Raw genomic sequence first — 21,966 nt, 5'->3', positions numbered from 1 at the left:
GCGCGACGGCGCGCGGCGCCACGCTCCTGTGCCTGCTGGTTCGCTCGCTCACGTGGACACCTTAACGACGACGGTATCGGCGAACTTGTCATGGAGGCACTGCTGCCACGGCTTGTCCCAGAGTTGCCACAGGCCGTCGACGTAGGTGCCGCCCGGAACCAACGAGCCCCCCAGGAACTGCACGAGCCAGCGCCGGCCGGCCATCCGCCGGTCCAGCGTGCGGGTCGGGTCGATCGGCACCACGCGCAGCTTCAGCACCTTCTTGCCGAGCGTCTGACCGCCGCGCTTGAGGTATTCCACGTGGTAGAGCCAGTAGAGCCCGAGCGTCACGACGAAGAGCCCGAGCTGTAGCAGCATGATCGGCAGGAGGAACTCGACGAAGAAGGTCGCCATGTCGGGCTCCACAAGCGTGCCGTCCGGGTTGGTCCGGGTCATCTCGGTGACCATCCGCCACCACAGGACGAGAAAGAACGGCAGGAACAGCACCAGCGACACGGCACTGGCCAACGCCGTGTCGATCAGCCAGGCGAGCAGTCGGTCGCCGAAGCTCGCCAGCGGCTGACCACCCGGGCTCAGCGTCGGCGGCGGCGGGCCGGGTGGTCCGGCGGGCCACGGCGGCGGGGCGTACCCGGGTGGGGCGTACTGCGGCGGCGCGGCGTACCCCTGGGGGTGTGGTCCGGGCGGCGGCGCGAAGCCGCCGGCGGTGGGCTGAGGCCCACCGACCGGCGGCGTCGGGTACGACGGAGGCTGCGTCACGTCGCAAGTGTTACAGGTTGCCGCGTGCTTCCTGCTCCCGCTCGATCGCCTGGAAGAGCGCCTTGAAGTTGCCCTTGCCGAAGCCCAGCGAGCCGTGCCGCTCGATCAGCTCGAAGAACACGGTCGGGCGGTCCTGCACCGGCTTGGTGAAGATCTGCAGCAGGTAGCCGTCCTCGTCCCGGTCGACGAGGATCTTGCGGGCCTTCAGCTCCTCGATCGGCACCCGCACCTTGCCGATGCGGGCCCGCAGCTCGGGGTCCTCGTAGTACGAGTCCGGGGTGTCCAGGAACTCCACCCCGGCGGCCCGCATCGCGTCGACGCTGGCCAGGATGTCGTTGGTGGCGACGGCGATGTGCTGCGCACCGGGGCCCTGGTAGAACTCCAGGTACTCGTCGATCTGGGACTTCTTGCGGGCGATCGCCGGCTCGTTGAGCGGGAACTTCACCTTCCGGGTGCCGTTCGCCACGACCTTGCTCATCAGCGCCGAGTAGTCGGTGGCGATGTCGTCGCCGACGAACTCCGCCATGTTGGAGAAGCCCATCACCCGCTTGTAGAACTCGACCCACTCGTCCATCCGGCCCAGCTCCACGTTGCCGACCACGTGGTCGACGGCCTGGAAGAAGCGCTTCGGCTGGATGCCGGCAGCGATCATCGGCTGCCGGTCCACGATCGGGCCGCGGGCGGCGAAGCCGGGCAGGAACGGGCCGGTGTAGCGGGACCTGTCGACGAGGGTGTGCCGGGTGTCGCCGTACGCGGCGATGGCGGCCATCCGGACCGTGCCGTGCTCGTCGGTCACCTCGTGCGGCTCGACGACGCTGGCGGCGCCCTGCGCGATGGCGTGCGCGTACGCGGCGTCGACGTCCGGGACCTCCAGCGCGATGTCGCTGATCCCGTCGTTGTGCTTCGCCACGTGCTCGGCGCCGTCGGCGTCCGGGCGCACCGCGCCGGTCAGCACGAACCGGGCCGAGCCGCTGGTCAGCACGTACTGGGCGTGGTCGCGGTAGCCCTGCTCGGGGCCGCGGTACGCCACGCAGGTCATGCCGAACGCGGTGGAGTAGTAGTGCGCGGCCTGCTTGGCGTTGCCGACCAGGAAGTGCACGTGGTCGAGGCCCCGGACCGGGAACGGGTCGTGGCTGATGTCGTGGTCGACAGCGCCGACGAGCCGGTCGACGTCGACGTCCTCGGTCGACTGGGGTCGGTCGATCGCCTGGGTCATGATGGCCTCCCTCGCGTACCGGCCGGCCTCGTGGGCCGGTTGTTGACCGAAGGATCGCGGTGCGGGCATCGACTGGGCAACTGTCCGGGAGAATGCTGGTCAGGTTGCGCATTCGGTATGGTCAACACTCATGAATGGTGAGCAGAATGTACAGCTCGACGCGCTGGACGTGCGCTTGATCGAACTGCTCGCCGAGGAGCCGCGGATCGGGGTGCTGGAGTGCTCCCGTCGGCTCGGGGTGGCCCGGGGCACCGTGCAGGCCCGGCTGGACAAGCTGATCGACCGGGGGGTCATCGGTGGCTTCGGCCCGGAGATCGCACCGGCCGCGATCGGGTTCGGGGTGACCAGCTTCGTCACCCTGGAGATCAGCCAGCGGCACGGCCACGACCCGGTCACCGCGCACCTCGCCGCCATTCCCGAGGTGCTGGAGGCGCACACCATCACCGGCTCCAGTGACCTGCTCTGCCGGATCGTGGCCCGCTCCAACACCGACCTGCAGCGGGTCATCGACCAGATCGTCTCCTCCGCCGGCATCACCCGGGCGTCGACGATCATCGCGCTGGCCCAGCAGATCCCGTACCGCACGCTGCCGCTGGTGCGCAGCGCCGTGCGGGGGGCCTCGTAACACCTCCGGGCGCAGAAAGCGCGGCGACACGGCGGCGCGAGGGCACGGAAGATCCGCGATCGTGGCTACGGTGTGCGGGTGGCGAAGGGGAGGGTGCGCGGCGGGCTGCTGCTCGGCCTCGCCGTGGTCGTGGCCCTCGCCGCGACCGGCGTGTGGAATCCCTTCCCCGGCGTGTGGGACTGGGTGGATCGCAGCGAGCCCATCTCCGAGCCCGACGTGGTCTGGCAGCAACGCATCGGCGGCACCCCGCGCAGTGTGACGATCGCCGGCGACGCCGTCGTGGTCGAGCAGCGCACCCGGGTGGAGGCGCGCAGCCTGGCCACCGGCGCGCAGCTCTGGGAGCGCAAGGCCGACTGGGCGGCGGTCGCCGGCGGTGACCGGGACCCGGTCGTCGCCGTGGGCAAGCTCCTGGTCAAGGGGTACGAGCTGCTCGACCCGGCCACCGGGGCGACCCGGCGACGCGACGGCGACGCGGTGGCGGTGTGGACCTACCGCAACCTGCTCCTCGACGCCCGCTGCACGGATGCCACCGACTGCACCCTCAGCGCCTGGGACCCGCGCGGCACCGCGCCGATCTGGACGGCCTTCCTGCCCGGGGTGCACAGCGGCCTGCTCGCCGACAACCCGGGCCTGCGCGGCACCCGCCGGCTCACCGCCACCCGGATCGACGACGGGGTGGCTGGCGCGGAACCCGCGCCACCGCTGCTCGGCTTCCCGGTGGACGGCCGGGTGCACGTGGTGGACACTGCCACCGGTCGGGTGTTGCAGAACGTCGAACCCGGCCGGGACGAGCGGCTGTCCGTGGTGGGCGGCCGGATGCTGCGGATCGCCGCCCGCTCCCAGGACGGTGCCTGCTACTTCGCCATCTCGGCCCGGGACCCGGCGACCGGGCAGGAGGCCTGGCAGCGGGCCGGGATCAACCTGCGGACCGCCGACAGCGCCGGCTGCGTGCAGCGCGAGGACCCGCAGGGTGCGCGGAACGTGCTGATCGGTGTCGGCCCGGACGGCCGCGAGGCGGTCATCGACGGGTACGACGGCCGGCTGCTCTGGGTCGGCGAATCGGGCACCAAGTTGATCGCGGTCGACGACCGCTACGCCGTGTTCCGGGCAGCCGACAAGCGTTCGGTGGTCGCCCGTCAGCTCGGCACCGACCGGGTGCTGTGGACGCGGCCCGCCAGCGGCAAGGCCGGTGCCGCGCTGACCCCGTACGCGGCCGTGGTCGCGGACGAGAAGCCGTCCCGGCTGGTCGCGGTGGACCCGCGCACCGGCCGGGAGCTGGCCGTCCTGCGCACCTCGGCGAAGGCCCTCGCGGTCGGCTCGCAGGGCATGATCATCGGTGAGGGGCGCGAGATCGGATACGTCCGCTTCGGCGCTGCCGGAGGCTCGCCCGCCCGCCCTCCCGGCAACGGTGGGAATCCCGGGCCGGGTGGCACCGGCCCCGGTGGGCAGAACAACGGCGACTGCGGCCCGAAGGGGGAACTCTGCCCCGAGCCGGACGGCGGCAAGGACGGCTGAGCGGCCTGCTCACCGGGTGGGTGAGCGGGCGGCGGGTCCGCGGGATGAGAGCGGCGTCCCAGGACCCGCCCGGCGGGTGGGAGTGATCGACCGGTCTGCCCTAGGCTTGCCGCTCATGAGCAGTGCCGCCGCATTCTCGTACGCCCCCCTGCTGCCGACCGGCCCCGACCAGACGGATTACCGCCTGGTCACCGACGAGGGCGTCGACGTCGTACACGGCCCGGGAGGCCGCCGGTTCCTCACTGTGGAGCCGGCCGCGCTCACCGCGCTGACCGCCGAGGCGATGCACGACATCGCGCACTACCTGCGCCCCGCGCACCTGGCCCAGCTCCGGGCGATCATCGATGATCCGGCCGCCTCGCCGAACGATCGGTTCGTCGCACTGGACCTGCTGCGCAACGCCAACATCGCCGCCGGTGGAGTGCTGCCGATGTGCCAGGACACCGGCACCGCGATCGTCATGGGCAAGCGCGGCCGGCACGTGCTCACCGACGGCGCGGACGCCGAGGCCATCTCCCGGGGCGTCTACCAGGCCTACACCAAGCTCAACCTGCGCTACTCGCAGCTCGCCCCGCTGACCATGTGGGACGAGCGGAACACCGGCAGCAACCTGCCGGCCCAGGTCGACCTGTACGCCGAGGACCCGGACGGGCACCCCGACGCGTACAAGTTCCTGTTCATGGCCAAGGGTGGCGGCTCGGCCAACAAGTCGTACCTCTACCAGGAGACCAAGGCGCTGCTCAACCCGACGCGGATGATGCAGTTCCTGGAGGAGAAGCTGCGACTGATCGGCACCGCCGCCTGCCCGCCGTACCACCTGGCCATCGTCATCGGCGGCACCTCCGCCGAGTACGCCCTGAAGACCGCGAAGTACGCCAGCGCGAAGTATCTCGACGCGCTGCCCACCTCCGGCTCGATGAGCGCCCACGGCTTCCGCGACCTGGAGTTGGAGGCCGAGGTGCTGGAGCTGACCCGCAACTTCGGCATCGGGGCGCAATTCGGTGGCCGGTACTTCTGCCACGACGTACGGGTGGTCCGGCTGCCCCGGCACGGCGCGTCCTGCCCGGTGGCGATCGCCGTCTCCTGCTCGGCCGACCGGCAGGCGGTCGCCAAGATCACCCCGTCGGGTGTGTGGCTGGAGCGACTGGAAACCGACCCGGCGCGCTTCCTGCCCGACGTCACCGACGACGCGCTCGACGCCGAGCTGGTGGTCCGGGTCGACCTCAACCGGCCGATGGACGAGATCCGCGCCGAGCTGTCCAAGTACCCGGTCAAGACCCGGCTCTCGCTGTCCGGCCCGCTCGTGGTGGCCCGGGACATCGCGCACGCCAAGATCGCTGAGCGGCTGGACGCCGGCGAGCCCATGCCGCGGTACCTGCGCGACCACGCCGTCTACTACGCCGGCCCGGCGAAGACCCCCGAGGGCTACGCGTCCGGCTCCTTCGGCCCCACCACGGCCGGTCGGATGGACGCCTACGTGGAGAAGTTCCAGGCCGCGGGTGGCTCGCAGGTGATGCTCGCCAAGGGCAACCGCTCCGGCCAGGTGACCCGCTCCTGTCAGCGGCACGGTGGCTTCTACCTCGGCTCGATCGGCGGCCCCGCGGCCCGCCTCGCCCAGGACTGCATCAAGCACGTCGAGGTCCTCGAATACGCGGAGCTGGGCATGGAGGCGGTCTGGAAGATCGAGGTGGAGGACTTCCCGGCCTTCATCGTCGTCGACGACAAGGGCAACGACTTCTTCGCCGAGGTCACCAAGCCGGTGCTCACCGTCGGCCGCCGCTGACCCAACCGGCACCGTCGGCCGCCGCTGACCCGACCGGCACCGTCGGCCGCCGCCGACCGTCGCGCACGCGAAGGGGCGTCGAGCGAATTCGCTCGACGCCCCCCTTGTCGCCCGTGCTGTACCGACATCGGTGCGCTCGGCCCGCCAAGGCCCCTGGGACGGGCGCACCCCCCCGTCGGATGCCGTCACCGACGACCTGGGATGAGTGTCCGATACACCGCTGCCGATCCGCTCTCACATCCCTATCGCCTGACTGGGCCGATCAGTGACCGTCGGACTACTCTGCTGGAGGTCGGGCCAGTAAGGCGGGGGAGCAGATGCGGTTCGGGATCCTGGGGCCCCTGCGGGTCGGCGGTGGTGAGTCCACTGTCACCGCTGGTCGTGACCGGATCGTCCTCGCCATGCTGCTGTTGCGGGCCGGCCGGCTCGTGCCCGTCGACGAACTGGTCGACGCGGTGTGGGAGGAGCAGCCACCGGCCACCGTCCGAGCCCAGTTGCAGACCTGTGTGTCGCGGTTGCGCCGCCGGTTCGCCGAACTCGGGCTGTCGCCGGAGGCGATCGTCACCGACCCGGCGGGGTACGGCATCCGTACCGCACCGAACGACCTGGACGTCGAGGTGTTCGTCCGGGGTGTGGAAGCGGCCCGTGCCGCCGCCGCGGCCGGTCGGCTGGACGACGCGCGTACCGGATTCCGCGCTGCCCTGGCGCTCTGGCGAGGGCCTGCGCTCAGCGGTATCCCGAGTGCGAGCATCCGCCGCCGCGCCCAGGCCCTCGACGAGCAGCGCCTGACCGCGCTGGAGGAGTGCGTCGACGTCGAGATGCGTCTCGGTCGAGGCGTCGAGCTGATCGACGAGTTGGCCGAGAGCGTCGACCAGCACCCGCTGCGGGAGCGACTACGCGGCCAACTGATGCTCGCCCTCTCCTCGGTCGGTCGGCAGGCCGAGGCGCTCGCGGTCTACCGGGAGGGTCGGCGGCTCTACGCCGACGAACTGGGCATCGAGCCCGGCGCCGAGCTTCAGGAACTGCATCAGCGTGTGCTCGCCGGCGATCTCGTCCTGGCCGGTCGGGCGTCGTCGCCGAGCGTTCCGGTCCGCTCGCTGCCCCGGGCGATCGGTGACTTCATCGGTCGGCAGCAGACGCTGGCCCGTCTGGTGAAGGACGTGGAGGCCGGGGCGCGCATCCAGCTCATCGACGGGATGGCCGGCAGCGGCAAGACCACCCTCGCGGTGCACGTCGCCACCGCCCTCGCGGACGACTACCCGGACGCCCAGCTCTACATCGACCTGCACGGGCACAGCGAGCGCACCCCGCTGACACCGGCCGCGGCGGTGGCCACGCTGCTGCGGCAGCTCGGTGTGCCCGCCGAACGGGTGCCGACGAACCAGGACGACCGGTTGGCGCTCTGGCGCAGCGAGTTGGCCGGCCGGCGGGCCCTGCTGGTGCTGGACAACGCCGCCACCGCCGACCAGGTGACACCTTTGCTGCCCAACGGCTCGCACTGCCTCGTCCTGATCACCAGCCGGCGCCGGCTGGTCGGGGTGGACGAGGGGCGACCGTCGTCACTGCCCGTGCTCGACACGGACGAGGCGATCGAGCTGCTCGGGCACGTGGTAGGCGTCGACCGGGTGGCGGCCGAGCCGGAGGCGGCCACCGAGGTCGTCCGCCGCTGCGGGCACCTGCCACTCGCCATCCGGCTGGCCGGTGCCCGACTCGCGCACCGGCCGCACTGGCGCATCGCCGACCTGGCCGAGCGGCTGACGAGACGGTCCGATCCGTTGGCCGAGTTCGAAGCGGGTGACCGGTCCGTCGCCCGCGCCTTCGCCCTGTCGTACGCCCAGGTGCCGCCGGCGGCGCAGCGTGCGTTCCGGCTGCTCGGCCTGCACCCGGGGGTACGGTTCGACAACTCGGTCGCGGCAGTCCTCGCCGAGCTGCCCCTGCCCGAGGCGCAGGACCTGCTCGACGAGTTGGTCGACGCGCACCTGGTGGAGGAGACGGAGCCGGGCCGGTACCGGCTGCACGACCTGGTCCGCGAGTACGCGCGGACCCTGGTGGCCGAGCCGGAGCGGGCAGTCGAGCGGCGGGCCGGGATCGAGCGCCTGCTCGACCACCATCTGCACGTCGCCACGGCGATCGCGCGTAAGACGGAGCTCTACTCGCTGCACTCGCTGATCGTGGTGGCGGGGCCGCTCCGCCCCGACCTGGTCGCGGTCGTCGCCGAGCAGGGTCAGGCCTGGCTCGACGAGAACCTGGCCGGGTGGACCGCCCTGGTCCGGTTGGCGGAAACCGAGGCGTTCCTCCAGTACTGCTGGCAGTTGGCGAGGGCCTGCTGGTACGCCCAGTTCGAGGGCGGTCGGCTGGACGAGTTGATCGAGACGCACACCATCGGCCTGCGCGCCGCCGAGGTGTTGGGCGACGACCGGGCCGTGGCGACGATGCTCAACTATCTGGCCTCGGCCCACTACCGGCTTGGTGATTTTCCCGAGTCGATCCGGGTCATGGAAAGGTCACTGGAAATCTTCCGTGGGCTGGGTCTGCGCAGCGGGTTCCGCAACACGCTCGGCAACCTGGGCAGCGCGTACGCCGCAAACTTCGAGTTCCGCCGAGCCCAGGAGTGCTTCGACGAGGCCCGCGCGGTGGCCACGCGGATGCGCGACACGGCGGCGCTGACGAACGAACTCAACAACCTGTCGATGACCCTGCTGCTGTGGGGACGGCACGACGAGGCACTGCGCATTGCCCGACGACACCTGGGCATCGCTCGCGAGGTCGGCGACCCTCGCCGGATGGGCAACGCCTTCGGACATATCGGAATGATCCGGCATCGGATGGGTGACGTGGTGCCGGCCGCCCGGATGCTGCGGGTGGCGCTGCGTCTCAAGCGACAGGCCGGCAGCCGGTTCGGTGAGGGCGAGGTGTTGAACGAGATCGGGATGATGGAACGGGAGGCCGGGCGCCCGGAACAGGCCGCCGACCTGCACCGGGCGGCACTCGTCGCGATGACCGAGGTGGGGGACCGCGTCGCCCAGTGCGGCTCACGCAACCTGCTGGCCCGCGCCATCCTGGATCAGGGCGACGTGACGAGCGCGCTCGACCTGCATCGTCGCGTGCTCGTCGACGCCACCGGGCTGGGTTCCCGACACGAGCAGGGTCGGGCACTGGAGGGCATCGCCCGCTGCCTGCGGACGACCGACCCGGCCGCGGCGCGCGCACACCTGAGCCGGGCGCTGGTCCTGTTCCGCCAGATCGAGTCACCCGGCCAGCACGAGGTGGAGCGCCTGCTCGCCGAGTTGGGCTGACGGATCATCTGCGAGTCGGCGGTGGGCGCGGCAGGATGGTACGTGTGACGACTCCAGAGGCGACCGGTTACCGGATCGAACGCGACTCGATGGGCGAGGTGGAGGTGCCCGCCGAGGCGCTGTGGCGGGCACAGACCCAGCGTGCGGTGCAGAATTTCCCGATCTCCGGCCGGGGCATCGAACCGGCCCAGATCAAGGCGCTCGCCCAGATCAAGGGCGCGGCGGCCGAGGTCAACGGCGAGTTGGGCGTGATCGACGCGAACGTGGCCGCCGCGATCGCCGCCGCCGCCGCGCACGTGGCCGACGGTGGTTACGACGACCAGTTTCCGGTGGACGTGTTCCAGACCGGTTCGGGCACCTCGTCGAACATGAACACCAACGAGGTGATCGCCACCCTGGCGAGCCGCGAGCTGGGTTCGCCGGTGCACCCGAACGACCACGTCAACGCCTCCCAGTCCAGCAACGACGTCTTCCCGTCCTCGATCCACCTGGCCGCCACCCAGTTCATCGGGGAGGATCTGCTGCCGTCGCTGGCCCACCTGGCGGCGGCGCTGGAAGCCAAGGCCGCCGAGTTCGAGACGGTGGTCAAGGCCGGTCGCACCCACCTGATGGACGCCACCCCGGTCACCCTGGGTCAGGAGTTCGGCGGGTACGCCGCCCAGGTCCGCTACGGCATCGACCGGCTGGAAGGCGCGTTGCCCCGGCTGGCCGAGCTGCCACTGGGTGGCACCGCCGTCGGCACCGGGATCAACACCCCGCTCGGCTTCGCCGCCGCCGTGATCGCCAGGCTGCGCGAGTCGACCGGGCTGCCGTTGTCCGAGGCGCGCAACCACTTCGAGGCGCAGGGTGCCCGGGATGCGCTGGTGGAGACCTCGGGGCAGCTCCGTACCGTGGCGATCGGCCTCTACAAGATCGCGAACGACATCCGGTGGATGGGCTCCGGCCCGCGTGCCGGCCTCCGCGAACTGCGGATCCCCGACCTCCAGCCCGGCTCGTCGATCATGCCCGGCAAGGTCAACCCGGTGGTCGCCGAGGCGATGCGGCAGGTCTGCGCACAGGTGATCGGCAACGACGCGACAGTCGGCTTCGCCGGCTCCCAGGGCGACTTCGAGCTGAACGTCATGCTCCCCGTGATGGGCCGCAACCTGCTGGAGTCGATCCGGCTGCTCTCCGCGGTGAGCCGCTTGTTCGCCGACCGGCTGGTGGCCGGCCTGGTCGCGGACGCCGAGGTCTGTCTGGCGTACGCCGAAGGGTCGCCGTCGATCGTCACCCCGCTCAACCGCTACCTGGGGTACGACGAGGCCGCCTCGATCGCGAAGGAGGCTCTGGCCAAGCAGACCTCCATCCGCGAGGTGGTGATCTCCCGGGGGCACGTCGACTCCGGCAAGCTCACCGAGACCCAGCTCGACGAGACCCTGGACCTACTCCGGATGACCCACCCCTGAGCTGGGGTGCCCGCTCAGCGCGCGTCGTCGCGTGGTCTGGCCCAGCCGAGGAAGCGGGTGAAGAGCACCGCCGGGTCCGGGCCGTCGTGGGGGTTGAGTCGGTACAGATCGGCGGCCGCCTCGTGCAGGACCGCGCACAGGTAGACGCTCAACCCGACCCGGTCGTGGGCGTACTCCTGACGCAGGGTGAGCCGCGCGACCGGGCAGGGCCAGGGTGCGGCGCAGACCCGGCACAGCCAGAGCGGTCGCAGGGCCAGGTGCGGTCGAGGTGGAGTCGTGGCGCGGTCGTCCGGGGCGGTCCGGGGCATGCGGCGGCCTTCCTGTCGAGCTGAATCGTCTGTGGCGTCACGCCGCGCTACCTGCGCGTGCCGGGCTGCGCGTGCCGGGCTGCGCGTGCCGGGCTGCGCGTGCCGGGCTGCGCGTGCCGTGCCGTGCCGTGCTGCGCGTGCCGTGCCGTGCCGTGCCGTGCCGTGCTGCGCGTGCCGTGCCGTGCTGCGCGTGCCGGGCGCGCGTGCCGGGCTGCGCGTGCCGTGCCGGGCCGGGCTGCGCTGCGCCAAGATCGCGCTCGATCCAGGATGTAGTGGCTTCCGCACGCCAGGAGCCCACTATTTCCACGATCGAGCACGATCTTGCGCAGTTGGTCGGGGCTGTGGGCGTGGGCGTGGGCGGGGTCGGGGTGGTGGGCGGGGTCGGGGTGGTGGGCGGGGTCGGGGTGGTGGGCGGGGTCGGGGTGGTGGCGTGGGCATCCTGGCGGGCGCGCTGCGGACGTGGCGCACTGTTCGATGGGACCGCCCGGCACGGGGGAGCGGGCGGTCCCGTGCGATGTCGACAGACCCGGGGGACGGGGAGCGGCGTCGCGCTTCACAGTCTGGTGATCAGACGACTACGGTCGGAAGGGTTTGGCCGCGTCGTCATAGCCGCCCTGCGTCGGGTGGCGTCGCCGCTGGCGGCCGACTGGAGTTGATCGTCAGCGGGGTGGAGGGCGGCAGGCATGGCCGATGGGCAGATGACGGCAGCGGCGTTCCTGGTCGCGGAGCTACGGTGGGCGCGGGCGCGGCGGGGTTGGAGTCAGGAGGAGCTGGCCAAGGCGGTCAACTACTCGGCGTCGATGGTCAGCGCCATCGAGCTGGGCCAGCAACAGCCCACCACCAAGTACCTGGAACTCGTCGACAATGCCCTGGACACCGGCGGCCTGTTCGGTCGAATGGCCGCCAAGCTGGTCAGCCTGGATCGGGCGCAGCCCTGGCTACGCGGTTGGCAGGCGATCTTCGAGCAGGCGCGGGCGGTCCGGTTGTACGAGCACTGCTACGTGCCGGGGCTCTTCCAGACGGAGGCTTACGCGCGTGCGGTCTTCGAGGCGGGTGGCCTGCTTGCTCCCGACGAGGTCGACCGGCGACTGACCCTGCGGATGGAGCGTCAGGAGGTGCTGCACAGCGGGCGTGCGCCGCAGATCGTGGCGGTGCTGGACGAGGCGGTGCTGCGGCGACGGGTGGGCGGGCGAAAGGTGATGCGCGACCAGACGCTGCACCTGGTGGGCATTGCCACCGGGCACCCTCGGGTCCGGCTGCACGTGGTGCCGCGATCCGCCGATGAATATCCGGGGCTCGGCGGTCCGTTTGCGCTTGCTGCCCTGCCCGACGGCACCGAGCTGGCCTATCTGGAGGGCCAGGTTCGCGGCCAGGAGCTGGACCAGCCCCGGGATCTGTTGCGGTTGCAGCGGGTCTGGGAGGCTACCCTGGGCGAGGCCCTGCCCCCGCAGGCGTCCATCGAGTTGCTGAACGAGGTAGCCGAGTGGTGGAGCTGACCGGCGCTCGTTGGCGCAAGAGCAGCCGCAGCAATCAGGACAACTTTTGCGTCGAGGTGGCGACGAATCTGGGGGACGTGGTCGGGGTGCGAGACAGTAAGGACTCGGACGGGCCCGTGTTGGTTGTCGACGCGTACTCCTGGCGGCTCTTCGTGGTCGCGCCCCCGCGCTGACGCGACCGCCTCGCCCGCGACGGTGGTCGCGGGGTTGGTAGCCGCAACTTCGCCGATGTTGCGCGGGTAAACGGCTCGACGGTGGTGTGCGGCGGCGGGATGATCCCGTGATGAGTGACCTGCCCAGCACCGAGCGGTTGCGGTTTCGGCGCCTGACCGTGGCCGACGTGGACGCGCTTGTCGAGCTGGACAGCGACCCCGAGGTGATGCGGTTTCTCAGCGGTGGTGCGGCCACGCCGCTGGCGACGGTCCGGGATGAGCAGTTGCCGAGGCTGCTGGCCCAGTACGAGCGGTATCCCGGGCTGGGGCGGTGGGCGGCGCTGGATCGGGCGTCGGGTGAGTTTCTGGGGTGGTTCGCGCTCGACCCGTCGGCGGATGGCACCGAGGCCGAGTTGGGCTACCGGCTGCGCCGCTCGACGTGGGGGCGTGGGCTGGCCACCGAGGGGTCGCGGGCGTTGGTTTGGTACGCCTTCGAGATTGTCGGGGTGCGTCGGGTCTGGGCCGAGACGATGACTGTCAACGAACGGTCGCGGCGGGTGATGGTGAAGGCCGGGCTGCGCTACGTGCGGACCTTCCACCTTGAGTGGGACGACCCGATTCCGGGGACCGAGCAGGGTGAGGTGGAGTACGAGGTGCGGGCCGAGGAGTGGGCGACAGCCGGTCAGGAGCGGCCGGCGGCCCGGCGGGCGCGGTAGGCGGTCACGGCGGCGCGGTTGCCACAGCCGGCCTCGCAGAACCGCCGCGACCGGTTGCGGGACAGGTCGATGACCACGTTGTCGCAGTCCGGGTATTCGCAGATCCGCAGCCGGCTCAGCTCGCCGGTGCGGACCAGGTCGGCTATGGCCATCGCAGCCTCCACCGCGATCCGGGTGGCCAGCGGCGCGTCGCGGGGCACGGCGTGCAGGTGGTACGGCTCGTCGTCGTGCTCGATCAGTTGGGGCAGCGCCCGGTGTTCCAGCAGCAGGCTGTTGACGATGGCGACGATCTCGGGCGGCTCGGCGTGCCAGATGCGGCGCAGCTCGGGCCGCAACTCCCGGACGGCGCGCAGCTCGGCGTCGGTGTGCTCGTGTCGGCCGCTGTAGGAGTAGCGGACGAAGAACGCGTCCAGCGCGGCGACGTCGGGCAGCAACTCGCCGTCCCGACCCGTGGTGTTGACCAGCGCGGTGGCGGCGATCAGCGAACACTCGGTGTCATGAGCAAATAGCATCTTGACTCCTGTCATAGCTTCCGCCTAGCGTCATCAGCACAAGGATAGTTTGCTCATGACACCGTGCCGACCCCGAGGAGCGCGACATGCACTCACGACCTGCTGCCGGGGCCGCGTTGGCGGTGCTCTCCGCGGTCACCTTCGCCACCTCCGGCACCTTCGCCCGTTCGCTCATCGAGGCCGGCTGGTCCGCCGAGTCCGCGGTGATCGCCCGGGTCGGCATCGCGGCCCTGGTGTTGGCGATCCCCGCCCTGCTGTCGCTGCGGGGCAGGTGGGCCGTGCTGCGCAGCAACGCCTCGGCCATCGGGCTGTTCGGGTTGCTCGGGGTGGCCCTGGCCCAGGTGTGCTTCTTCAACGCCGTGCGCTACCTGCCGGTCGGTGTCGCGCTGCTGTTGGAATACCTCGGCATCATCCTCGTCGTCGGCTGGATGTGGCTGCGGCACGGGCAGCGCCCCCGCCGACTCACCGTGGCCGGGTCGGTGGCCGCGCTGGCCGGGCTGGCCTTCGTGCTCGACCTCGCCGGCACCGCCGACTTCCACCCGGTAGGCGTGCTCTGGGGTCTGGGAGCGGCATTCGGCCTGGCCGGCTACTTCGTGCTCGCCGGGCGGGTCGACCCCCGGCTGCCCTCGGTCGCCATGGCCAGCGGCGGAATGGCAGTCGGCGCCGCCGTGCTCCTCCTTGTCGGGCTGACCGGTCTGCTGCCGCTGCACGCCACCTTCGGTGAGGTCGTCTTCGCCGGACAGGCCACCAGTTGGCTGCTGCCCATCGCCGGGCTCTCGCTGGTGGCGGCCGTCATCGCGTACCTGGCCGGCATCGCCGGCACCCGGATCCTCGGCCCCCGGCTGTCGTCGTTCGTCGGGCTGACCGAGGTGCTCTTCGCGGTGCTGATCGCCTGGCTGTTCCTGGACGAACTGCCCACCGGCTGGCAGCTGTTCGGCGGCGCGTTGATCGTCGCCGGGGTCGCGCTGGTCCGACTCGACGAGCTGCGCGGGACGCCGTCGGCAGTCGCGCCCGCCCCGCCCGAGCCGGCGCTGGCACTGGACGGTCGGTGACACAGTGGGGACCGTGCTGACCACTGTGGTGTTCGACGCCGACGAAACCCTGCTCGACCTGCGCCCGGCGGTGACCGGTGGACTGGTGGCCGTCCTCGACGAGATGCGGCGGCGTGCCCCGGCGGCGAGTGCGGTGACGCTCGCCGAGCTGGTCTCGGACTGGGACGCGGTCTTCGGTGACCTGAGCGCCGCCCCGGTGGCGGAGATCCGCCGCGCCGCGCTGGCCCGGTCGCTGGCCCGCGCCGGGCTGAACGACCACCTGGACGAGGTCGTCGCCCTCTTCTTCGCTCGCCGGTTCGCCCTCACCAGACCCTTTCCGGACGTGCCAGCGGCGCTGGCGGCGTTGCGCTCCCGGTACACGCTCGGCTTCGCGACCAACGGCAACAGCCGCACCGAACGCTGCGGGCTCGCCGGCGAGTTCGCCTTCGAGGTGTACGCCCACGACAACGGCCTGCCCAAGAAACCGGCCCCGGAGTTCTACGCGGCGGTGGTCGCCGCAGCCGGGGTGCCGGCCGAGCAGATCGTGTACGTCGGTGACTCGTGGGAGCACGACGTGGTGGCACCTCGGCGGGCGGGCCTGCGATCGGTGTGGCTGAACCGGCATGGGCTGCCTCGTCCGGGCGATCTCCTGCCCGATGCCGAAGTCTCCAGCCTGGCCGACCTGCCAGCCGCGCTGGCAGATCTGCGCGTCGACGCGGTCGGTGTGTGAGTCGAGAGCCGGTCGGCGCGTGTCGGCGCGTGTCGGCGCGTGTCGGCGCTCATGATCGACTCAGGTTTCCTCATGATCGACTCGGTTTTCAGGAAGGCGCGGTGATAGCGCCCGCGGGACACCGCGGTTTTCATGAACGCGAGATGATCATGGTCACGTGGACGATCCCCGGCGCCATCCGCGGCTGACCAGCGCGTCCCGCACCTCCCGAAGCACTGCCGGGAACTCACCGTTCAACCGTCGGCTCGTCACGTGCAGGACCAGCCAGCCCGCGTTGACCAGCAGGTTCAGCCGGCGGCGGTCGCGGTGCAGTTGCTCCGCATCGGAGTGCCACTTCCCGTCGTACTCCACCGCTACCCGATATCGGGGCCAAGCCAGGTCGGGGTGCAGGACAACGCCGATGGGCAGGCGTACCGGATGTTGAACCGCGGGGCGCGGCAGCCCACCCAGCACCAACCGCACGCGCAGGTGCGACTCCGGCGGAGACTCGGCTCCGCCGTCGGCCAGGTCGAAGACCCAGCGGGCGCGTCGTCCACCGGCACGGTTGGCGTTGCGAGCAGCCAGGGCGGCCAGGGTGTCGCGATCGGCCAACCCCTGCCCGAGCAGCGAGTCGACGATGGCGACGGCCCGAACCGGATCGAGCCAGACAGCCGTTTCCCAGGCGGCCTGCCCAGGATCGGACCGGGGGATCGGAACATCTCGCTCTCTGGACCCGAGTGTGCTGGTCGCCGCCCACCCAACGCCCGGGCCGGCCGTCACGATCGCCCCTACTCTGACGGACGCTGCCGCCGGACGGGACAGTTGTCGTGCTGGGCCTGGTGACGTGCCGCCGGCAGGCGGGCGCCCAACTCCCGTAGGTCGCGCTGCATCACGTGGGCGTCCCGTGTCCGACGGGCGTCCTGCGTCGGGCGGTCGGCTCTTGTCCGGTGGGCGTCCTGCGTCGGGCGGTCGGCTCTTGTCCGGTGGGCGTCCTGCGTCGGGCGGTCGGCTTGCGTCGGGCGGTCGGCTTGCGTCGGGCGGTTGGCTTGCGTCCGGCGGTCGGCTTGCGTCGGGCGGTTGGCTTGCGTCCGGCGGTTGGCCTGCGGCTGATGGTCGGCTCGCCTCCCTCCGTTGGCCTGCGGCTGGTGGTCGGCTGATGCCTGGCAGTCGCCGTCTCGGTGGTGCGGGCGTGGCCGGCTCTGGGGTTTCGCCCGCCAAGAGCGGGGTGATGGCGTTGACGTGCACGCTGAGACCACGCTGGGGGCCGACCCGCAATGATCGGGGCACGAGGACGTGCACGTCGTCGGTGAAACTCGCGGCGTGTTGGACGCCGTGCAGGTAGGCGGCCGACGGGCCGCCGACGACCACGCCGGGCGGTAGTCGGAGGAGCGCGGCGCGACACGCGAGGGCGTGGTCCCGCTCCAGCCGCGCGTCGGCGTAGATGTCGTGGCGCAGCCGCACCCAGGCGGAGTTGCGCAGCTGGTGTTCGGTGAGCAGGCCGTCCCGGACAGCGTCGGAGCCGCGGAAGACCTGCCAGGTCAGGGCATCGGGGCGATGCGGACGTGGCGGCATGCCAAGCAGCGTGCCGACCACCGACTGGCCACCGAAACCCCTGTGGACAACCCCGCCCGCGCGTGCCGCCGGACCTGTGGACAACCACCAATCCGCCTGCCGATTGTGCTACGGCGCCGGCCGGCCCGACCGCGCTCGGTCCCGCCGGCGATGATCCACTCGCGTTTCTGAAAGTCGGGCGGTCGTTGGCCTTGGGACACCGCGACTTCCGTGAACCCGAGTTGATCACGCGGGCGCGGGCGCGGGCCGGGATCAGCTGAGGGCGGTGGTGATGGCCGTCGCGGCGGCCAGCACCTGGGGGCCGATGGTGTCGACGTCCAGCGGGGCGAGCGCGACCACGCCGACGCTGGCCTCCAGGCCGGGTACGCCGAGCACCGGCGCGGCCACCCCGTACGCCCCGGCCTGCAACTCTCCGCTGCTGCTGATCGGGTCCGTCATCCCGGCTCGACCGGCCAGGATCGCTCGGCCCGCCGCCCCCCGGTCCAGCGGATGCCGTGCCCCGGTGCGGTACGCGACGTGGAACGACGTCCAGCTCGGCTCGACCACGGCCAGGGCGACCCCCTCGCCACCCTCGACGACGGTCAGGTGGGCGGTCGCGCCGGCCTTCTCGGCGAGGCGGCGAAGGGCGGGCAGTGCCCCCTCGGCGAGCAACGGTTGAGCCCGTCGGGCCAGGTGTAGCAACCCGGCGCCGAGGCGTAGCCGGCCGTCGCTGTCGCGGCGCAGCATGCCGTGCCCGGTCAGTGGGCCGACCAGCCGGTAGACGGCGGCCCGGCCGATGCCGAGCCGGTTCGCGGCCTCGGTGACGGTCAGGCCGCCCGGGGCGTCGGCGACGAGGTGCAGCAGCCGTAACCCACGGTCGAGGGTCTGCGACGTCTCGCCGGCACGCCCCGTGCCGTCGTCACCCTGCCTGAGGACGGCGTCAGCCTGCCCCGAAGCAGCGCTGGGGCTGGTCGGCGGCTCACCGGCGCGTGCGGTCGCATCCACGCCTGGCAGCGTACGACCCGGCACCGGCCGACCCGGACAGGCACGGACAGCTACCCTTGTACGGTGACGCTACGCCTGTATGACACTGCCACCCGATCGGTGCGGGACTTCGTCCCGCGGGAAGCCGGCAAGGTGGGGGTCTACCTGTGTGGTCTCACCCTCCAGGCTCCGCCGCACATCGGTCACCTTCGCTCCGGCGTCAACTACGACGTCCTGCGTCGCTGGCTGTTGGCCGCCGGCTACGAGGTCACCTTCATCCGCAACGTGACAGACATCGACGACAAGATCCTGGTCAAGGCGGGCGAGCAGGGGCGACCGTTCTGGTCGATCGCGTACGCGAACGAGCTGCTCCTCGCCGAGTCCTACCGGGCGCTGAACGTGCTGCCGCCCACCTACGAGCCGCGCGCCACCGGGCACATCCCGGAGATGCACGAGCTGATCACGAAGTTGATCGCCGACGGGCACGCGTACCCGGCGACCGACGGCTCCGGCGACGTCTACTTCGACGTGGCGTCCTGGCCGGCCTACGGGTCGTTGTCGGGTCAGTCTCCGGACGCGATGCAGTCGGCCGGGGACGCTCCCGACCGGGGCAAACGGGACCCGCGCGACTTCGCCCTGTGGAAGGGCGCCAAACCGGAGGAGCCGGCGGACGCCTACTGGCCGTCACCGTGGGGTCTGGGGCGCCCGGGTTGGCACATCGAGTGCTCGGCGATGTGCTGGCGCTACCTCGGCCCGGAGTTCGACATCCACGGCGGCGGTCTGGATCTGACGTTCCCGCACCACGAGAACGAGATCGCCCAGTCCCAGGCGGCCGGGCTGCCGTTCGCCCGTTTCTGGGTGCACCACGGGCTGCTCAACATCGGCGGGGCCAAGATGGGCAAGTCCGCAGGCAACGCGCTCGACCTGGCGTACGTGGACTCGCTCGGCGTGCGGCCGGTGGAGCTGCGCTACTACTACGCCGCCGCGCACTACCGCTCGGTGATCGACTACTCGGAGGATTCGCTGCGCGACGCGGCGACCGCGTACCGCCGGATCGAGGGTTTCGTGCAGCGGGCGACCGAGCGGGTCGGTGCCGGGCAGCTCGGTGACCTGCCGGGCGGCTTCGTCGCGGCGATGGACGACGACCTCAACACGTCCGCCGCGCTGGCCGTGCTGCAACAGCACATTCGGGACGGCAACACCGCGCTGAGCGCCGGCGACGATGTGACCGTCCGCACCACCCTGGCCGTGGTACGCGCGATGCTGGATATCCTCGGGGTCGACCCCCTCGACCCGGCGTGGACCGGCGGTGGCCGCACGGATGATCTACGCGCCGTGGTGGACTCCCTGATCGCGTTGGCCCTGGAGCAACGCGCGCAGGCCCGGGGCCGCAAGGACTGGGCCGCCGCCGACGCGGTACGCGACCAGCTCAAGCTGGCCGGTGTGGTGGTCGAGGACACCCCCCAGGGCCCCCGTTGGACTATTGGAGAGCAGGACTGATGGCCGGCAACTCGCAGCGCCGTGGCCGGCGACTGACGTCGAAGGCAGGCGCCCCCAAGGGCACCGGCGGCAAGAACAAGGACTCGTTGGCCGGGCGGGGGCGCACCCTGCCCGCCGACGAGCGGCCGTGGCACAAGGGCTACTCGGGCACCGAGAAGCTGCCCCAGCGCACCGCCTGGAAGCAGGACAAGGAGCGCCGCGCGGCGGCCGAGGAGGGGCGCGCCCCCAAGATCGGTCAGCCGGGCAGCAAGGACACCACCTGGGGCAGGGGTGGCGGTCGGGGCGTACCGGGGGGTCGGGGTGCTGCCACCGGCGGCCGAGGCGCTGCCGGCGGGCGGGGCGCGGCCGGCGGACGGGGCGGTCCCCGGGTCGCGCCGGGGCGCAAGTCCAACCCGTCCAAGGACACGCCGGAGCTGCTGGTCGGGCGTAACCCGGTGCTGGAGGCGCTGCGCGCCCAGGTGCCGGCGACGGCGCTCTACGTCGCCCAGGGCATCGACATGGACGACCGGATCAACGAGATCATCCGGACGGCCGCCGACCGGGGCATCGCCAACCTGGAGATCAGCCGGGCCGAGCTGGACCGGATGACCGGCGGCGTGCTGCACCAGGGCGTCGGGTTGCAGGTGCCGCCATTCGCGTACCAGCCGTTCGACGACATGGTCGCCGCCGCCCTGGAGCAGCAGGCCCCGCTGCTCGTCGCGCTGGACGGTGTCACCGACCCGCGCAACCTGGGTGCCGTGATCCGGTCGGCCGCCGCGTTCGGCGCGCAGGGTGTCTTCGTACCCGAGCGACGTGCTGCCGGGATCACCGCGACCGCCTGGCGGACCAGCGCCGGCGCGGCCGCGCGGGTGCCCGTGGCGCAGGTGACGAACCTGACCCGGTCGCTGAAGGCGTGCCGGGACGCCGGCTTCATGGTGGTCGGCCTGGACGCCGACGGCGACACCGACCTGTACGACCTGGAAGCCGCGGTCGGTCCGCTGGTGGTGGTGGTTGGTTCCGAGGGGCGGGGCCTGTCCCGCCTGGTCGGGGAGACCTGCGACCTCACCGTCAGCATTCCGATGATCTCCGAGGTGGAGTCGCTCAACGCCAGCGTGGCCGCCGCGGTCACCCTGGCCGAGGTCGCCCGCCGGCGGGCCGTCGAGCTGTAACGACGCCGACGAGGCCCCTTCCCGCCCGCGCGGGAGGGGGCCTCGTCGTCAGATCTGCCGTAAAGCCACCCTGGGTACGACGACAGGGGCGACCCGCCGAAGCGGACCGCCCCTGTCGGTTGGCGTTACGTCAGATCCGGCTGCCGGTGGCGGCGTGGAAGACGTGGCTGCGACCGGTACGCGGCTTGACGAACACGGTGTCACCCATGTTCGGCATGGTGCGCCGGTCGGTGCGCACGACGAAGCGCTCCGAGCTGCCGCCCAGGGCGGCGTGGCCGTAGACGTTGGCGTCCGAGCCGAGGTCCTCGACCAGCTCGACCACGACCGGCATGCCGCCCTCGGTCGGGCTGACCAGGTCGCAGTCCTCCGGGCGGAAGCCCACGGTCACCTTGCCGTCGCCACCCTCGGCGCGGGCCGCCGCGACCTGCTCCCGGGTCAGCGGGATGCTCAGCTCGGCGAACTCGGCGCCCCGCTCGTTGAGCGCAACGGTCTTGATGTTCATGGCCGGCGAACCCATGAAGCCGGCGACGAACACGTTCGCCGGGGTGTCGTAGAGCGCGCGGGGAGTGTCCACCTGCTGGAGGACACCGTCGAGCAGCACCGCGACCCGGTGACCCATGGTCATGGCCTCGACCTGGTCGTGCGTGACGTAGACGGTGGTGACGCCCAGCTTGGCCTGCAGGGACGCGATCTGGGTACGGGTCTGCACACGCAGCTTGGCGTCGAGGTTCGACAGCGGCTCGTCCATGAGGAAGACCTGCGGCTCGCGGACGATCGCCCGGCCCATCGCGACACGCTGACGCTGACCACCGGAGAGCGCCTTCGGCTTGCGGCTGAGGTACTCCTCCAGCTGGAGCAGGGCTGCCGCCTCCTTGACCCGCCGGTCGATCTCCGACTTGGAGGTCTTGCGCAGCTTCAGGGCGAACGCCATGTTCTCGTACACCGTCATGTGCGGGTAGAGCGCGTAGTTCTGGAAGACCATCGCGATGTCGCGGGCCTTCGGAGGAAGGTGGGTGACGTCACGCTGGTCGATGTAGATCGACCCGGCGTCGACGTCCTCCAGGCCGGCGAGCATCCGCAGGCTCGTGGACTTGCCGCAACCGGAGGGGCCGACCAGGACGAGGAACTCGCCGTCGCCGATCTCGAGGTTGAGCTCGTTGACGGCGGGACGCTCCTGGCCCGGGTAGACCCGGGACGCCTTGGAGTAGGTGACCGTAGCCATG

19 protein-coding genes are annotated in these 21,966 nt (G+C 71.5%); 12 read left to right on the top strand and 7 right to left on the bottom strand.

What is annotated here, in order from left to right:
• Window positions 1–48: 48 nt before the first annotated feature.
• Both ACGFIQ_RS16730 and hppD read right to left on the bottom strand, forming a co-directional pair.
• Window positions 49–756 (bottom strand): RDD family protein, encoded by a 708-nt coding sequence (locus tag ACGFIQ_RS16730; RefSeq protein WP_393244395.1) that lies wholly within the window; start codon window positions 754–756, stop codon window positions 49–51.
• 10 nt (window positions 757–766) lie between these two features.
• On the bottom strand, window positions 767–1,972 hold the full coding sequence (gene hppD, locus ACGFIQ_RS16725) for a 4-hydroxyphenylpyruvate dioxygenase (protein WP_393244393.1): 1,206 nt from the start codon (window positions 1,970–1,972) through the stop codon (window positions 767–769).
• Between the two features lie 130 nt (window positions 1,973–2,102).
• Here hppD and ACGFIQ_RS16720 point away from each other — a divergent pair, with 130 nt between their 5' ends.
• The 5 genes from ACGFIQ_RS16720 to ACGFIQ_RS16700 all read left to right on the top strand — a co-directional run bounded on the left by ACGFIQ_RS16720 (window position 2,103) and on the right by ACGFIQ_RS16700 (window position 10,636).
• Entirely contained in the window at window positions 2,103–2,597 is a 495-nt protein-coding gene (locus ACGFIQ_RS16720) for an Lrp/AsnC family transcriptional regulator (RefSeq protein WP_393244391.1), read from the top strand.
• Between the two features lie 78 nt (window positions 2,598–2,675).
• Window positions 2,676–4,112: a PQQ-binding-like beta-propeller repeat protein gene (locus tag ACGFIQ_RS16715; protein WP_393244389.1), complete on the top strand. Its 1,437-nt coding sequence runs from the start codon at window positions 2,676–2,678 to the stop codon at window positions 4,110–4,112.
• Between the two features lie 115 nt (window positions 4,113–4,227).
• Entirely contained in the window at window positions 4,228–5,895 is a 1,668-nt protein-coding gene (locus ACGFIQ_RS16710) for a fumarate hydratase (RefSeq protein ID WP_393244387.1), read from the top strand.
• A gap of 317 nt (window positions 5,896–6,212) precedes the next feature.
• Window positions 6,213–9,191: a BTAD domain-containing putative transcriptional regulator gene (locus ACGFIQ_RS16705; protein WP_393244385.1), complete on the top strand. Its 2,979-nt coding sequence runs from the start codon at window positions 6,213–6,215 to the stop codon at window positions 9,189–9,191.
• A gap of 35 nt (window positions 9,192–9,226) precedes the next feature.
• Window positions 9,227–10,636 carry a class II fumarate hydratase gene (locus ACGFIQ_RS16700; protein WP_393244383.1) on the top strand — a complete coding sequence of 470 codons (1,410 nt, stop codon included), beginning with the start codon at window positions 9,227–9,229 and terminating at the stop codon, window positions 10,634–10,636.
• Window positions 10,637–10,650: 14 nt separating this feature from the next.
• On the opposite strand, the gene ACGFIQ_RS16695 is transcribed toward ACGFIQ_RS16700, so the two are convergent.
• The gene (locus ACGFIQ_RS16695; protein ID WP_393244381.1) at window positions 10,651–10,944 is read right to left on the bottom strand and encodes a hypothetical protein; all 294 of its coding nucleotides are present in this window, start codon (window positions 10,942–10,944) and stop codon (window positions 10,651–10,653) included.
• Window positions 10,945–11,627: 683 nt separating this feature from the next.
• Between ACGFIQ_RS16695 and ACGFIQ_RS16690 the strand changes: the two genes are divergently transcribed.
• From ACGFIQ_RS16690 to ACGFIQ_RS16680, 3 genes are all read left to right on the top strand, one after another.
• Window positions 11,628–12,440, top strand: a complete 813-nt coding sequence (locus ACGFIQ_RS16690; protein WP_393244379.1) for a Scr1 family TA system antitoxin-like transcriptional regulator — start codon at window positions 11,628–11,630, stop codon at window positions 12,438–12,440.
• Window positions 12,431–12,613 carry a DUF397 domain-containing protein gene (locus ACGFIQ_RS16685; RefSeq protein WP_393244722.1) on the top strand — a complete coding sequence of 61 codons (183 nt, stop codon included), beginning with the start codon at window positions 12,431–12,433 and terminating at the stop codon, window positions 12,611–12,613. Before ACGFIQ_RS16690 ends, ACGFIQ_RS16685 begins: the two co-directional genes overlap by 10 nt.
• A 110-nt stretch (window positions 12,614–12,723) precedes the next feature.
• Window positions 12,724–13,308 (top strand): GNAT family N-acetyltransferase, encoded by a 585-nt coding sequence (locus tag ACGFIQ_RS16680; protein WP_393244377.1) that lies wholly within the window; start codon window positions 12,724–12,726, stop codon window positions 13,306–13,308.
• On the opposite strand, the gene ACGFIQ_RS16675 is transcribed toward ACGFIQ_RS16680, so the two are convergent.
• The gene (locus ACGFIQ_RS16675) at window positions 13,275–13,820 is read right to left on the bottom strand and encodes a CGNR zinc finger domain-containing protein (protein ID WP_393244375.1); all 546 of its coding nucleotides are present in this window, start codon (window positions 13,818–13,820) and stop codon (window positions 13,275–13,277) included. The genes ACGFIQ_RS16680 and ACGFIQ_RS16675 overlap by 34 nt on opposite strands.
• A gap of 86 nt (window positions 13,821–13,906) precedes the next feature.
• Between ACGFIQ_RS16675 and ACGFIQ_RS16670 the strand changes: the two genes are divergently transcribed.
• Complete coding sequence (locus ACGFIQ_RS16670) at window positions 13,907–14,872, top strand: DMT family transporter (protein ID WP_393244373.1); 966 nt, start codon at window positions 13,907–13,909, stop codon at window positions 14,870–14,872.
• A gap of 13 nt (window positions 14,873–14,885) precedes the next feature.
• Entirely contained in the window at window positions 14,886–15,581 is a 696-nt protein-coding gene (locus ACGFIQ_RS16665; protein WP_393244371.1) for an HAD family hydrolase, read from the top strand.
• Between the two features lie 153 nt (window positions 15,582–15,734).
• Here the strand turns inward: ACGFIQ_RS16665 and ACGFIQ_RS16660 are convergent, their stop codons facing one another.
• Together ACGFIQ_RS16660 and ACGFIQ_RS16655 are read right to left on the bottom strand one after the other, a co-directional pair.
• Window positions 15,735–16,340, bottom strand: coding sequence for an endonuclease domain-containing protein (locus tag ACGFIQ_RS16660; RefSeq protein ID WP_393244369.1), 606 nt, complete (start codon window positions 16,338–16,340; stop codon window positions 15,735–15,737).
• 1,044 nt (window positions 16,341–17,384) lie between these two features.
• A complete protein-coding gene (locus ACGFIQ_RS16655; RefSeq protein ID WP_393244367.1) occupies window positions 17,385–18,116 on the bottom strand; it encodes an IclR family transcriptional regulator in 732 nt (243 codons plus the stop codon).
• A 63-nt stretch (window positions 18,117–18,179) separates the two neighbouring features.
• Here ACGFIQ_RS16655 and cysS point away from each other — a divergent pair, with 63 nt between their 5' ends.
• Both cysS and rlmB read left to right on the top strand, forming a co-directional pair.
• On the top strand, window positions 18,180–19,595 hold the full coding sequence (gene cysS / locus ACGFIQ_RS16650; protein ID WP_357068059.1) for a cysteine--tRNA ligase: 1,416 nt from the start codon (window positions 18,180–18,182) through the stop codon (window positions 19,593–19,595).
• Window positions 19,595–20,743 carry a 23S rRNA (guanosine(2251)-2'-O)-methyltransferase RlmB gene (gene rlmB, locus ACGFIQ_RS16645; protein WP_393244365.1) on the top strand — a complete coding sequence of 383 codons (1,149 nt, stop codon included), beginning with the start codon at window positions 19,595–19,597 and terminating at the stop codon, window positions 20,741–20,743. The genes cysS and rlmB overlap by 1 nt, the downstream gene beginning before the upstream one ends.
• Window positions 20,744–20,873: 130 nt before the next feature.
• Here the strand turns inward: rlmB and ACGFIQ_RS16640 are convergent, their stop codons facing one another.
• Window positions 20,874–21,965: a sn-glycerol-3-phosphate ABC transporter ATP-binding protein UgpC gene (locus ACGFIQ_RS16640; protein WP_357068065.1), complete on the bottom strand. Its 1,092-nt coding sequence runs from the start codon at window positions 21,963–21,965 to the stop codon at window positions 20,874–20,876.
• Window position 21,966: the final 1 nt, after the last annotated feature.

The sequence above is a fragment of the Micromonospora sp. NPDC048898 genome (genome assembly GCF_043198035.1).
In the GTDB taxonomy this organism is placed as follows: domain Bacteria; phylum Actinomycetota; class Actinomycetes; order Mycobacteriales; family Micromonosporaceae; genus Micromonospora.
This window is presented reverse-complemented; position numbering and strand designations above follow the sequence as displayed.

Bases quoted from the DNA above. Each gene is read 5' to 3' on its own strand.
- hppD (WP_393244393.1), bottom strand. From the start codon at position 1,972: ATGACCCAGGCGATCGACCGACCCCAGTCGACCGAGGACGTCGACGTC.
- ACGFIQ_RS16720 (WP_393244391.1), top strand. From the start codon at position 2,103: ATGAATGGTGAGCAGAATGTACAGCTCGACGCGCTGGACGTGCGCTTG.
- ACGFIQ_RS16710 (WP_393244387.1), top strand. From the start codon at position 4,228: ATGAGCAGTGCCGCCGCATTCTCGTACGCCCCCCTGCTGCCGACCGGC.
- ACGFIQ_RS16705 (WP_393244385.1), top strand. From the start codon at position 6,213: ATGCGGTTCGGGATCCTGGGGCCCCTGCGGGTCGGCGGTGGTGAGTCC.
- ACGFIQ_RS16700 (WP_393244383.1), top strand. From the start codon at position 9,227: ATGGTACGTGTGACGACTCCAGAGGCGACCGGTTACCGGATCGAACGC.
- ACGFIQ_RS16695 (WP_393244381.1), bottom strand. From the start codon at position 10,944: ATGCCCCGGACCGCCCCGGACGACCGCGCCACGACTCCACCTCGACCG.
- ACGFIQ_RS16690 (WP_393244379.1), top strand. From the start codon at position 11,628: ATGGCCGATGGGCAGATGACGGCAGCGGCGTTCCTGGTCGCGGAGCTA.
- ACGFIQ_RS16680 (WP_393244377.1), top strand. From the start codon at position 12,724: ATGAGTGACCTGCCCAGCACCGAGCGGTTGCGGTTTCGGCGCCTGACC.
- ACGFIQ_RS16675 (WP_393244375.1), bottom strand. From the start codon at position 13,820: ATGCTATTTGCTCATGACACCGAGTGTTCGCTGATCGCCGCCACCGCG.
- ACGFIQ_RS16670 (WP_393244373.1), top strand. From the start codon at position 13,907: ATGCACTCACGACCTGCTGCCGGGGCCGCGTTGGCGGTGCTCTCCGCG.
- rlmB (WP_393244365.1), top strand. From the start codon at position 19,595: ATGGCCGGCAACTCGCAGCGCCGTGGCCGGCGACTGACGTCGAAGGCA.
- ACGFIQ_RS16640 (WP_357068065.1), bottom strand. From the start codon at position 21,965: ATGGCTACGGTCACCTACTCCAAGGCGTCCCGGGTCTACCCGGGCCAG.